The following is a 12,903-nucleotide window of genomic DNA, read 5'->3' on the forward strand; positions in this document are numbered from 1 at the left end:
GATCAATTCCCCACATTAAGTAGTTGTTGCGATACACCAGAATTAACTTCTATGGTGCTTTTGTTGGTGCGACCATACAGTCGAGTGACCTGCACTTTAAGTACATTACACTTAAATACCTGTACGGAAGAAGCTGCTCGAGAGTGGGGGCAATCGGCTGCAATCTTATACGGATTAGCCAGCGTAATTTCTGCACTGGTATTACTTGCACTACTCACTACGGGTGAGAGTGGAAATTTGGCGATTTCAGAAGCAAAAGCATTGGTTCCACTTATTTGCGTGACTTCTTTATAAATAACTTCATCAATAGCACTAACCGCTTCTTGGGTAGCAACCACCTTTTCTTCACTTGCTCCTGACATTTTCATATCAATAGTGGTATTTTGCATTAATGCGGCAGCAACAGCGGTTAAAGCAATCAAAAAAACTAGTGAAACGATTAGCACAACACCGCTTTGTTTGTGACCTAGTTTTAAATTACCAGAATAAATTAAACAACGGTTTCTTATAACTTTTATGGCCATGAGTCGACCCTCGCATTGTAAAGTGTGATGGTAGAACTAAATAATAAACGTCGATAATTATCCCCTTTACCTTCACCATCAATAAAGTTGATAGGAAGATCACCAAGCTGATAAGTGTTAAGGTTTTCATAATCTCTGTCAGGCAAGATATTTCGCGCTAAGACAAAAATCTTAACCGCAAGTATCCGTACATTACTTTCATTATCCCAGTAAGCTGTTGTCATGTTATCTGCAGAAATAAAAGCATTGACGATACCGTTGTTGGTCGTATCTACGCCATACATAAAGCGGATGTATTCAATGCCTTCAACGACCATATCAAGATTCATCACCGAAGCTTTATTTTGTAATCGACCTTGCACTAGAACCGGCACTTTATTGGTGCCTTGATTATCTTCACGCACATAGTAAATGTGCTGCTGATATTCCCAGATCTTGCCCAAATTTAATGTTGGTATGGCAGCGCCACCCGCAAATATCGCAGCCGTATTAGGGTTTGAAATGATATAGTAATTGTCACTAGAAATATCGGCTAGCGCTGTCGTTGATGAAACAGCCCTTTTTAATTGCAATACATCGGAATCAATTTTAGCATTGGTAATACAGCCCATTAAGTTGACATTGTTGACTGTTTTCCCCCATAAGGTTCTAAAATGGCCAATAGCTGCAGGAAAACTGGCATTATTTACGCCTTCACCAATACAATCACCAGAAACTGTTGATGGTAAAGGTGAACTTACCAAGCCACTTACATCGAGGTTTCCTGATAAGTCGCCCCAAAAGCTTTGTCGTAATAAGTCATCACTGAGTAAGCTAATCGCATACCTGCCATTTTCTTGTAACTCTCCATAACTGGTGGTCTCAACAGTGGTCGTTTTCATACCAACAAAAACACTTAATATACCTAGCAGCAACATTAAACCTACCGCAAGCGATATAAATATTTCGATTAAACTAAAACCTCGTTGAGCCTTAACCATTATTATCTCTTACTAAAAAAATCAATATTGTCTATAATTCTAAGCATTAACATCACGATGAACGTTAACAGTGATTGCTTTGCGTGCCTTAATATATAAAAGCTTCAACCGTAACTTGTCGACGTTTACGGGTACTTGTACCACACGCGTTGGCCAGTGTTGCAGCTGCAGAACTATTGTTATCGGCGTCATAACCATCAGCCGTTGCGACTCTGCCCTGCCAGCTGATCACAACAGTAACTGCATTTTTATTATGATCAATACAACCGACAGCACCAACTAAGCCACCGGTATTTTTACCACCAGCAGTAACATCAGCGCCCATAAGTTTGACTTCCCATTCATACAAATCATTGGTGGTCATTTGTGCACTTGTACACAAGGAAGCAACTGAATTACACCTAACGTCAGCATCAGGCGGAGTATTTAATGCTGCGCCATAAACACCTTGATAACTCTCTAAAGTAAGAATATCAGAATCATTACTGCGCATTCGTTCGATAATATCTTGAGCTAACGCTGAGGCTACAGAGCGTTGCATCGCATCAAAACTGCCTTTCTTAGCTGACGCCTGCATGGCAACTGCACCAAAAATCCCCGTCACTAAAATAACTAAAGCGACTAAAACCTCTATTAGTGTCATGCCCTTTTGTACTTGGGGTGGTTTTCTTTTAGGATAACTCGTCCTAAGTGTGCTGTTACCCATGAGACTCCTTAATACACTGACAAAAATTGCTGACTACCCAGAAAAATAATGCTTTAAAATATAGAGTGAATGGGAGATAAATAAAAGAAACAGCATTGATGAGTATACTTTTAAGTGACAAACACAAAACAGACCCAAATAGAATTTTAAAGGCCAAGAAAAACGAAACTAAGCAGAGCGCTAAGAATTCGACGGATAACTTATATGTGTTAAAAGTCACTAACGTGAACCGCATTAACTCATACCTTAAAAATCTATTATTGAATAGTCTATTTACATAGTGACTATTCAGAATAATAAGGTTAAGTCATGAATGTTGTTATTAAAATGCTTTAAATTTAAGCACTCATATAACGGATAAAATTACATTCAACCACTTAACCTGATATTTTAAGATTAGCGCAATTCTATAGGTACCGCAAATACTGTGTTCTCTTTGCGACCAGGATATTCGATAACCTCTTGACCACCAAAGTCTTTTAGTGCGTCAATAACTTGTTGGATAAGTATTGCGGGTGCAGAAGCTCCGGCAGTAACACCAATTTTATTAACATTTTCAAGCCATTGTGGTTGAATATCGGCAAAAGTATCAATCAGGTAGGAAGGTGTGCCCAACTTCTCAGAGAGTTCACGTAAGCGATTAGAGTTAGAGCTATTTTTGGCGCCAACAACTAACAGTAAATCAACTTGTGCAGAAATAGTACGTACCGCATCTTGACGATTTTGTGTTGCATAACAAATGTCGTCCTTGCGGGGGCCTTTAATTAAAGCGAACTTATTTCTCAACGCGTCAATAACTTCTGATGTATCATCAATGGATAAAGTCGTTTGGCTACAATAATACAATTGAGTAGGGTCTTTTACTTCAAGTGTTGCTACATCAGCAACAGACTCAACTAAATATATCCCCCCTTGCTTACTCTCATATTGTCCCATCGTACCCTCAACTTCAGGGTGTCCCGCGTGACCAATAAGAATGCATTCAATATTTTTACGACTGGTACGTGACACTTCCATATGTACTTTAGTTACTAACGGACAAGTAGCGTCAAATACTTTTAGACCTCGGTCTTTAGCTTGTTTACGTACTGCTTTAGAGACGCCATGAGCACTAAAAATAACGGTATTATCGTCAGGAACTTCAAAAAGTTCATCAACAAATATCGCGCCACGGTCTTTTAAGCCATCAACAACAAACTTGTTATGTACTACTTCGTGGCGTACATAAATAGGCGCACCAAATAAGTCTAGCGCTCGGTCTACGATACTAATCGCTCGATCTACGCCAGCACAAAAACCACGAGGGTTAGCTAAAATAATTTCCATAATTTGTTCCTGAGAGACTCAAAAGTCCTAAGAGTTAACGATTATAAAACTTCAACAACGTCAATAACAAATGTTACTGCTTGTCCCGCTAGCGGATGATTAAAGTCAATAGTGACCGATGTACCGATCACTTCTTTGACCATACCAGGTAACTCTATATTGCCAGGTTGTGTGAAAGTAATGATACTGCCCACTTCTGCTGGTACGTCACTACCAAATTTATCTGCATCAACGTAATGGAAATTATCTGGATTAGGTTCGCCAAAGGCATCTTTTGCTTCGAGGGTAAATTCTTTAGAATCTCCAGCGGCAAGGCCTAACAATTGCGCTTCAAAGGCAGGAGAAATACTGGCATCACCCATAATAATTTTAGCAGGCTTTTTGTTTACTTTGGTACTGTCTGCCGCTGAGCCATCAGATAATTTCATAGTGATATGAGCGATAACTTTAGATTTATCAGTAATTAACATTGTCATTTTATTTCTCGTCTACTTTTGTCTTAGTAATTTCAGTTTTTTTGGCTGAATCACCATTTTTAAAGGAATCAAAAATCATCAATGCCGCGCCAATAAAAATAGCAGAGTCTGCGACATTAAAGGCTGGCCAATGATTATCGGCAATATAAAAGTCTAAAAAGTCGATAACATAGCCAAATAATGCCCGGTCAATTAAGTTGCCCACAGCACCACTGAGCATAAACGCTAAAGCGATACTTAATAGTGCATTATTCTTTGGCGTTTTAGCCAACCACACTAAAAAAACCACACTGGCAATAGCAGCAATAATGGTAAAGAACCAACGTTGCCAACCGTCTTGGTCAGCAAGAAAGCTAAAGGCTGCCCCTGGGTTTTGTACATATCTCAAATCAAAGAAAGGTAAAATGTTCATCGACTCATATAAATCAAATGAGTTAACAACCAGTTGCTTGGTTACTTGATCAATAATCAAAAATAACACGGTTAACCATAACCATTTAAAACCCGTTTCTGTAAAAAGTTTATTCATTTTCATATTTCTACTGTGCTAATAGTTGTTGTTATTTAACTAATAAGATAGTTAGCATGTTTTTTGAATGTCTGACCTAAGCCTTTTCAACAAAACTAATTGATGAACTATTGGCTTATTCAAAGCTAGTTCATTCAAGAATAAAGCTAAAGTACACAGCCTAGTTAACTAGATGAGTACTTTTTCTGCAATTCTTGGATGAAATAGCAAAGAATACACAAATATTTAGGCGAATTGGCGTTCCTCGCCCTCACCCTCTATGTTGGTAATACAACGTCCACAAAGTTCTGGATGTTTTTCATCTTCCCCAATGTCTTCAGTTACATGCCAACAACGCTCACATTTGGTGCCTGTTGCTGGTGCAACCGTTAACCATAAGCCTTCAATCTCAGTTGCTAAAGCGCCCGTTGGTGCACTGTCAACCACTTCAACCGTAGCTTTAGAGGTGATCAAAACAAAGCGAAGTTCTTCGCCTAATTGTTGTAATTTTTCAGCAAGCTCTGCATTGGTGTATAAAACAACTGCTGCTTCAAGCGCTTTACCCACTTGTTTTTCTTTACGGGCATTTTCTAATGCTTTATTTACTTCGGTGCGAACAAGTAAAATTTCATTCCAGTAATCATTGTTTAAGGTATTACTTGTTTCTGCCTTAGGCAAACCATTAAACCAAACACCGGTAAAAACGAATTCATCACGCGTTTCGCCTGACGGTGTTGGTAGCGCTTGCCAAATTTCTTGTGCAGTAAAAGATAAAATAGGAGCCATCCAACGAGTCATCGCTTCAGCGATTAAATACATAGCGGTTTGACAAGAGCGACGAGCCTTACTGTCTTCTTTCGCTGTATATTGACGGTCTTTAATAATATCTAAATAGAAGCCACCTAATTCTGTGGTACAAAAGTTCATCAGCTTATGAACAACAACATTAAATTCGTAGTCATCATAAGCGCTAACAATTTCTTTTTGCAGTTGTGCAGCTTTATCAACAGCCCAACGGTCAAGTGCAACCATATCGTCAAAAGCGACTGAATCAGTTTTAGGATCAAAACCATTAAGGTTTGATAATAAAAAACGCGAGGTATTACGAATACGACGGTACGCATCGGCTTGACGCTTAAAGATTTCATCAGAGACAGTAATTTCTTGCGTATAGTTAACTGAAGCTACCCATAAACGCAAAATGTCTGCACCTAACTTACTGGTGATTTCTTTTGGTGTAATAACATTGCCTAATGACTTAGACATTTTGTGACCGTTAGTATCAACGGTAAAGCCATGTGTTAGTACTTGCTTATAAGGCGCTTTACCATTCATCGCTACCGATGAAATCATTGACGACATAAACCAACCACGATGTTGATCTGAACCTTCAAGGTATAAATCTGCAACGCCATCAAATTCTTCACGTGCATTAACAACGGAGTAATGAGTCGTTCCAGAGTCAAACCATACATCTAAGGTGTCTGGTACTTTAATATATTCTTTAGCGTCATCACCAATAAGCTCAGCAGCGTCTAAATCAAACCATGCTTGAATGCCTTTTTCTTCAACACGCTTAGCAACCGTTTCAATCAGTTCAATGCTGCGTGGATGTAAAGCACCCGAGTCTTGATGAATAAATAATGCCATTGGCACGCCCCAAGTACGTTGACGTGAAATACACCAGTCAGGGCGACCTTCAACCATCAATTCGATACGGCGTTGACCCCAATCAGGGATCCATTGCGTTTTTTCAATTTCGTTTAATGAATCTTGGCGTAAACCTTTTTTATCCATGCTAATAAACCATTGTGGTGTAGCACGAAAAATTAAGGGTGTTTTGTGGCGCCAGCAATGCGGGTAAGAATGCTCTATTGCATGGTGGTGTACTAAAGTGCCATGTTCTTTCAATGTTTCAACGACATTGGCATTGGCTTTAAAAACATGTTGGCCAGCAAACAATGGTGTATCTTCTAAATAAACACCATTAGCGCCAACAGGGTTAGCTACTTCAAGGTTATATATTTTGCCCACCACGAAATCTTCAACACCATGACCAGGTGCTGTATGTACACAACCCGTACCAGAGTCAGTCGTTACATGCTCGCCTAAGATCATTGGTACAGTAAAATCATAAAATGGGTGTTTAAGTTGCACTAAATCTAAATCGCTACCTTTACAAAACCCTAATGCATGATATTTATCAATTCCAAAACGGTCCATACATGCGGTCACTAGGTCCGACGCTAAAATATAACGTACTTTGCCCTGCTCGGTTTCACATTGTACTAAAGTGTATTCAACGTCGGCATTAACAGAAACTGCTCGGTTAGCCGGAAGTGTCCAAGGTGTAGTGGTCCAAATAACAACCGATACTTCACCTTCACCTTGATGATTTTCAGGGTGATCAAACTTATCAGCAACACTTTGGTCAACTACAGTGAATTTTACGTCAATCGCTGGCGATTGTTTATCTTTGTATTCAACTTCAGCTTCAGCCAAAGAAGAACCACAATCTGTACACCAATGCACAGGTTTAAACCCTTGATGTAAATGACCATTCTCAGCTATTTTACCTAAAGCACGTATGATATTGGCTTCAGTACCAAAATCCATAGTAAGGTAAGGTTTTCCCCAATCAGCAAAAATCCCTAAGCGTTTAAAGTCTTCACGCTGACCAATAACTTGCTTGGCTGCATATTCACGACATTTTTCTCGAAAGACACTGGCAGATACTTTATGACCTGGTTTACCAATTTTTTTCTCAACCATTAATTCAATCGGTAAACCATGGCAATCCCAACCAGGCACGAACGGTGCATTAAAGTCAGATAACGTTTTTGATTTAACAATAATATCTTTAAGAATTTTATTAACAGAATGACCTAAGTGAATATCACCATTTGCATACGGAGGACCGTCATGCAAAATAAATGATTTCTTACCTTTTTTAGCCGCTCGAATTTGGCCGTACAGATCTTTTTCAGCCCACTCTTTCAGCATATTTGGTTCACGGTTTGCCATGTTACCTTTCATCGCGAAAGAAGTAGCTGGCAAGTTTAGGGTTTGTTTATAATCACTCATTTAAATCATTATCCGTTGTTATATTCGCTAACTGGTGGTTAGCCTCTAATAAGTTAATAGTAAAATCGACATTGGCTTGATATCAATTTTACTATTAACTCACGTATCTGTTTACTTATAGATCTTGAACAAAGGCTTTTGCCTGCTCACTATCTTGTGATATTTGCTTAGTTAATTCATCTAGTGATGAAAACTTTATTTCATTTCTTAATTTATTTAGCATAACCACTTCGATGGTTTGACCATAGATGTCTTCATTGAAGTTAAAAATATGTACTTCTAGCTGCTGCCTAATACCAGACACTGTTGGTCTTGAACCAATATTAGCCACACCATAAAAGCATTCTTTAACAGTATTTACTTTTACCACAAAAACACCGGAGATAGGTGAAACTCGTCTTTTTAATAAAACATTTGCGGTAGGAAACCCTAGTTTTCGGCCACGCTTATCACCATGAAAAACCCGTCCGATAATAGAATAAGCACGACCTAGCATTCTTTCTGCGTCAGCTAATTGATTATTCTCTAAAGCATTACGTATTTGAGTACTGCTAATCCGACAATTTTCAAGTTTGAAACTTGCGGTATCAGAAACAGCAAAATCAAATTTTTCACCGGCTTGTTTCAACAGACTAAAATTGCCTAAACGGTTTTTTCCAAAGCAGAAATCGTCGCCAATAATTAAATGTTTAATGCCTAGCTGTTGAACTAATAAAAGTTCGATAAACTCTGACGCGCTTTTATGGGCAAATTCTCGATGAAAATTAACACAAATTAAACGTTCTACACCCAAATTTTTCAACAGAAAATATTTATCTCTTAAACGTGTCAATCTTGCAGGAGCCGTCTCAGGAGAAAACAACTCTTGCGGCTGAGGCTCAAAAATCATCACTGCTGGTGTACAATTCAATACTTTAGCTTTTGCAATTAAAGCTTTTATAACGCGAGCATGTCCTAAATGAACACCGTCAAAATTGCCTATGGTTAACACACAGCCATGATCTTCAGCTTGAATATTGTGGATACCGCGTATTAACTGCATTTAATTAAAAAACCTAAATTTGACTGACATTAGTATACTAGTGTCGCCATTAATGAATAAAAACCTATAAATTATATATCACTCAGGCTTAAGAATCAGCACCTGAAGCTAATTTCATCAATTTATTTTTCAGTTACTTTAACTTTGAAATCTTTCACTCGAATTCCCAGTGCAGCAATAGAAATAAAATAACTGAGCATACCTAAAGTAATGCAAATAAGTAATTGTTGAATTTGCAAGGTGGTTTCCATCGCTAACCAAACTGTAAACGGGGGTGATAACGTAAAAACAACCACTGCCATAATCCCTGCAGAAAAGATAAGCCGCACAAAAAACCACCACGTTGTTTTAGACAATGCAAAAATATTATTACTTTTTAAACCATGGTAAAGCATTAACGCATTGAGTGTTGCCGACATAGCTGTCGCAATGGCCAAACCTACATAACCAAAAAAAGGTGCCAACATCAGATTGAAAATCATATTAGCCGCCATCGCTTTAATACCTATTTTAACGGGGGTTTTAGTATCTTGGCGTGCGTAATAAGCCGGTGCTAATATTTTAATAAACATAAAGCTGATTAAACCCGACAGGTAAGCAAATAAGGCATAAGAGACTTGTAAAACAGTTTCTTGAGAAAACTCACCACGCATAAATAAAATCATAATAATCGGCTGAGCTAATACCATTAACCCTGCAAGTGCGGGCCAGCCAAATAAAGAAACAATTTTTAAGCCCCAAGTAATCGTCTCACTAAACTCTTCTTTGTCTTGCTTAGTATGCAATTTAGCTAAACTGGGCAAAATAACGGTAGCTATACCAATACCAAATAACCCTAAGGGAAATTCTAATAAACGATCGGCGTAATAAAGCCAACTAATCGAGCCAGTGACTAAGATACTGGCTATTAGGGTATCAAGCAGTAAATTAATTTGCGTAACAGAAACGCCAAACAAAGCAGGAACAATAAGTTTGCGGATTTTTTTTACACCTTTCGCGTGCCAAGCCCATTTTGGTTTAACAAAGGCACCGGCTTTAATTAAAAAAGGTATTTGAAATAAGAACTGAGCTAAGCCCCCTAAAAATACGCCCCAAGCTAATGCAAAAGCAGGATTGTCGAATAAGGGTGACAAGTAGATTGCACAGCCAATAATGCAAACATTAAGTAAAACAGGGGTGAAAGAAGAAACAGCAAATCGACCAAAAGTATTTAAAATCGCGCCGGCAAGTGCGGTAAAGCTAACAAACCATAAATAGGGGAAGGTAATTTTTAGTAGTGATGCGGCTAACTCAAACTGTTGGGCTTTGGGACCATCGTTAAGCCAATCTACAAACCAACCAAAACCAAATAAAATCACAAATAACGGCGAGGCTATCATGCCAATAAGCGTTACTATGGTAACAATTACACCTAAGGTGCCTGAAACTTGAGCGATTAATTTACGTGTTTCACCTTCTTTCAAACTCAGCCCATCGGCCTCATCTTTGGTATGATATTCACTCAATACAGGTACAAAAGCTTGTGCAAAAGCACCTTCGGCAAATAATCGACGTAGAAAATTGGGAATTTTATTGGCAAAGAAAAAAACATCAGACGCTAAACCTGCACCAATAATGTTCGCAATAACAACGTCTCTAACTAAGCCGAGCACACGAGAAATCAAGGTCATAAAACTCACTATAAGACCTGATTTTATTAACTTTTTACTCAATGCATAGCTCCAATAAATCGATATAAATCATCATATTCCAAGATGTAATTTTTCATTAATATTATGCAGCTTTTTACCTGTGATAAACAAGTAAATGCAAAGAAGTTTTTAATCTATTTTAAATCCTGTAAATAACAGGTAAAATAGCGCCATTATTTAGTAACCAATAATGATAATTATTATATAATAGTAAATTCATCGTTATTAAGTAAATTAAACCGGTAAAAGGTTTGACAATCGAGCTAAAAAAAGGCATATTTCCTCGCCTTAAATTTAGGCTATATATACAATCATATTTTAGGAGTTCACCTTGGCTAATTCAAAGCAGGCGAAGAAACGCGCGGTTCAATCAGAAAAACGCCGTCAACATAATGCAAGTCGTCGTTCAATGATGCGCACTCTATTCAAAAAAGTACTCGCTGCAATTGAAGCTGGTGACAAAGACACAGCATCTAAAGAATTTGCTGCTGCACAACCGATCTTAGATCGTTTTGCAAGCAAAGGTCTTATTCACAAAAATAAAGCTGCTCGTAGTAAGAGTCGTTTAAACGCTGCTATTAAAGCGCTTTAATTTTTGTTATTGAATTAAAAAACCAGCTTATGCTGGTTTTTTTTTGCCTATTATTTAATTTTTTTACCCCGCCAATAAAACAAACTCACTAAAACCTGATCCCATCCCATAGATTAAGACCTTGCGCATCCTGCCATTTTTGGTAATCTCTTTGCGTTATATATACATATTCAAAAAATACGTGAGAATAAAAATGAGACTAACAAAACTCGCTACTGGCCTTTTGCTTGCCACTAGCCTATTAAGCGCTTGTAGTGAAAATAATAAACAACCACGTTCAGCGCCTACTTTATTAGCAGAAGCCAAAAGTCGTTTAGACATATATAAGCCAGTAACACTTAGTGCTGATTTGAGCCACTTGTCTGAAAACCAGAAAAAAATGATCGTATTGCTTATTGAAGCTTCAGATATTATTGATGAACTTTTCTGGCAACAGGCTTTTGGTGAAGACAAAGCAAGCTTCCTTGCTAGTATTGATGATGAAAAAGTCCGTGAATTTGCCCGTATCAATTATGGTCCTTGGGATAGATTAGATGGCGATAAACCTTTCCTTTCTGGATATCAAGCAAAAGCGGCTGGCGCAGAGTTTTACCCTAATGACTTAACCAAAGCTGAATTTGAGCAAGCAGATTTTGCTGACAAAAGTGGCTTATATTCGGTCGTTAAGCGTACCAGCGATGGACAATTAACGTCAGTGGCTTTTTCTGAGCTTTATAGCGATAGCATTAATCGTATTGCGGCTATATTGGAAAAAGCATCAAGCTTTGCTGATGATAAAGAATTTGCAAATTACTTAAATTTACGTGCGACAGCAATCCGTCATGATGACTTTCAAGCGTCTGATTTTGCTTGGATGGATATGAAAAACAATCCTATTGATGTCGTTATTGGCCCAATAGAAACCTACGAAGATCAGCTTTATGGTTACCGCGCTGCTTTTGAATCTTATGTGCTCATTAAAGATTTAGCCTGGAGTGAAAAACTCGCTAAATATGCTGAATATTTACCCGAATTACAAAAAGACTTACCCGTTAAAAAAGCCTATAAAAAAGAAGTACCCGGCTCTGATGCAGACTTAAACGCATACGACGTCATTTATTATGCAGGTCATTCTAATGCCGGTAGTAAAACCATTGCGATTAATCTCCCCAATGACGAAAAAGTACAGTTAGAAAAAGGTACACGCCGTTTACAGCTTAAGAATGCGATGCAAGCCAAGTTCGATAATATTATGTTACCCATTGCTAGTACCTTAATCGTTGCTGAGCAACGTGAAAATGTAACATTCAATGCCTTCTTTGCTAATACGATGTTTCATGAGGTTGCCCATGGTTTGGGTATCAAAAATACGATTAATGATAAGGGCACAGTACGCCAATCATTAAAAGAACATGCGTCAGCACTAGAAGAAGGTAAAGCCGATATCCTTGGGCTTTATATGATCCGCCAGTTACTCATTAAAGGCGCCATTGAAGAAGGTACATTGCAAGATTATTACACAACCTTCTTAGCGGGGATTTTCCGTTCAGTGCGCTTTGGCGCAACATCTGCTCACGGTAAAGCCAACATGGTACGGTTTAATTACTTTGCTGAGCAAGGGGCGTTTACTCGTAACTCGCAAGGGTTATACTCTGTCAACATTGATAAAATGACTGCCGCTATTAATTCGTTGTCTGAGCTTATTTTAACTCTACAAGGTAATGGTGATTATGAGGGTGTAGCTGCACTTGTTGCAAAAAGCGGTGTCATTAAAGCCGATTTAGCAGAAGACTTAGCGCGTATTGAAGCGGCTAATATTCCCGTTGACATTACCTTTAAGCAAGGTAAAAAAGTGTTGGGTTTATAGTTTTATAAATATAATATGTGTTCTTAACTAAAGTCTAATTAAAACCTATCTAAAGCCTATCTACTACGATGGGCTTTTTTTAAATAAAAACAGGAGGTATTTAAATTTATAAACATTTAGAAGAAAAA

General features: G+C 38.1%; 11 protein-coding genes. 2 read left to right on the forward strand and 9 right to left on the reverse strand.

Annotated features, from left to right (window positions below):
- Positions 1–2: 2 nt before the first annotated feature.
- From H4J66_RS16280 to murJ, 9 genes are all read right to left on the reverse strand, one after another.
- Positions 3–524 carry a PilX N-terminal domain-containing pilus assembly protein gene (locus tag H4J66_RS16280; RefSeq protein WP_182176022.1) on the reverse strand — a complete coding sequence of 174 codons (522 nt, stop codon included), beginning with the start codon at positions 522–524 and terminating at the stop codon, positions 3–5.
- A complete protein-coding gene (locus H4J66_RS16285; RefSeq protein WP_182176023.1) occupies positions 515–1,504 on the reverse strand; it encodes a PilW family protein in 990 nt (329 codons plus the stop codon). The genes H4J66_RS16280 and H4J66_RS16285 overlap by 10 nt, the downstream gene beginning before the upstream one ends.
- 88 nt (positions 1,505–1,592) lie before the next feature.
- A complete protein-coding gene (gene pilV / locus H4J66_RS16290; RefSeq protein ID WP_182176024.1) occupies positions 1,593–2,210 on the reverse strand; it encodes a type IV pilus modification protein PilV in 618 nt (205 codons plus the stop codon).
- Positions 2,211–2,606: 396 nt separating this feature from the next.
- Complete coding sequence (ispH, locus tag H4J66_RS16295; protein WP_182176025.1) at positions 2,607–3,536, reverse strand: 4-hydroxy-3-methylbut-2-enyl diphosphate reductase; 930 nt, start codon at positions 3,534–3,536, stop codon at positions 2,607–2,609.
- 41 nt (positions 3,537–3,577) lie between these two features.
- The gene (gene fkpB, locus H4J66_RS16300; protein WP_182176026.1) at positions 3,578–4,012 is read right to left on the reverse strand and encodes an FKBP-type peptidyl-prolyl cis-trans isomerase; all 435 of its coding nucleotides are present in this window, start codon (positions 4,010–4,012) and stop codon (positions 3,578–3,580) included.
- A gap of 1 nt (position 4,013) precedes the next feature.
- Complete coding sequence (gene lspA / locus H4J66_RS16305; protein WP_182176027.1) at positions 4,014–4,541, reverse strand: signal peptidase II; 528 nt, start codon at positions 4,539–4,541, stop codon at positions 4,014–4,016.
- Positions 4,542–4,766: 225 nt separating this feature from the next.
- Entirely contained in the window at positions 4,767–7,604 is a 2,838-nt protein-coding gene (gene ileS / locus H4J66_RS16310) for an isoleucine--tRNA ligase (RefSeq protein WP_182176028.1), read from the reverse strand.
- Between the two features lie 115 nt (positions 7,605–7,719).
- Positions 7,720–8,646, reverse strand: a complete 927-nt coding sequence (ribF, locus tag H4J66_RS16315) for a bifunctional riboflavin kinase/FAD synthetase (protein ID WP_182176029.1) — start codon at positions 8,644–8,646, stop codon at positions 7,720–7,722.
- 122 nt (positions 8,647–8,768) lie between these two features.
- Positions 8,769–10,358, reverse strand: a complete 1,590-nt coding sequence (murJ, locus tag H4J66_RS16320; RefSeq protein WP_182176030.1) for a murein biosynthesis integral membrane protein MurJ — start codon at positions 10,356–10,358, stop codon at positions 8,769–8,771.
- Between the two features lie 310 nt (positions 10,359–10,668).
- Between murJ and rpsT the strand changes: the two genes are divergently transcribed.
- Both rpsT and H4J66_RS16330 read left to right on the forward strand, forming a co-directional pair.
- Positions 10,669–10,929: a 30S ribosomal protein S20 gene (gene rpsT, locus H4J66_RS16325; RefSeq protein WP_070374488.1), complete on the forward strand. Its 261-nt coding sequence runs from the start codon at positions 10,669–10,671 to the stop codon at positions 10,927–10,929.
- Positions 10,930–11,122: 193 nt separating this feature from the next.
- Entirely contained in the window at positions 11,123–12,775 is a 1,653-nt protein-coding gene (locus H4J66_RS16330) for a dipeptidyl-peptidase 3 family protein (protein WP_182176031.1), read from the forward strand.
- Positions 12,776–12,903: the final 128 nt, after the last annotated feature.

Origin of the sequence: Colwellia sp. MB3u-55 (assembly GCF_014076785.1) — a bacterium.
Taxonomy (GTDB): Bacteria; Pseudomonadota; Gammaproteobacteria; order Enterobacterales; family Alteromonadaceae; genus Colwellia_A.

Excerpts from the sequence above, each read along its gene's own strand:
- H4J66_RS16280 (WP_182176022.1), bottom strand. The coding sequence starts at position 524 with ATGGCCATAAAAGTTATAAGAAACCGTTGTTTAATTTATTCTGGTAAT.
- H4J66_RS16285 (WP_182176023.1), bottom strand. The coding sequence starts at position 1,504 with ATGGTTAAGGCTCAACGAGGTTTTAGTTTAATCGAAATATTTATATCG.
- pilV (WP_182176024.1), bottom strand. The coding sequence starts at position 2,210 with ATGGGTAACAGCACACTTAGGACGAGTTATCCTAAAAGAAAACCACCC.
- ispH (WP_182176025.1), bottom strand. The coding sequence starts at position 3,536 with ATGGAAATTATTTTAGCTAACCCTCGTGGTTTTTGTGCTGGCGTAGAT.
- fkpB (WP_182176026.1), bottom strand. The coding sequence starts at position 4,012 with ATGACAATGTTAATTACTGATAAATCTAAAGTTATCGCTCATATCACT.
- lspA (WP_182176027.1), bottom strand. The coding sequence starts at position 4,541 with ATGAATAAACTTTTTACAGAAACGGGTTTTAAATGGTTATGGTTAACC.
- ileS (WP_182176028.1), bottom strand. The coding sequence starts at position 7,604 with ATGAGTGATTATAAACAAACCCTAAACTTGCCAGCTACTTCTTTCGCG.
- ribF (WP_182176029.1), bottom strand. The coding sequence starts at position 8,646 with ATGCAGTTAATACGCGGTATCCACAATATTCAAGCTGAAGATCATGGC.
- H4J66_RS16330 (WP_182176031.1), top strand. The coding sequence starts at position 11,123 with ATGAGACTAACAAAACTCGCTACTGGCCTTTTGCTTGCCACTAGCCTA.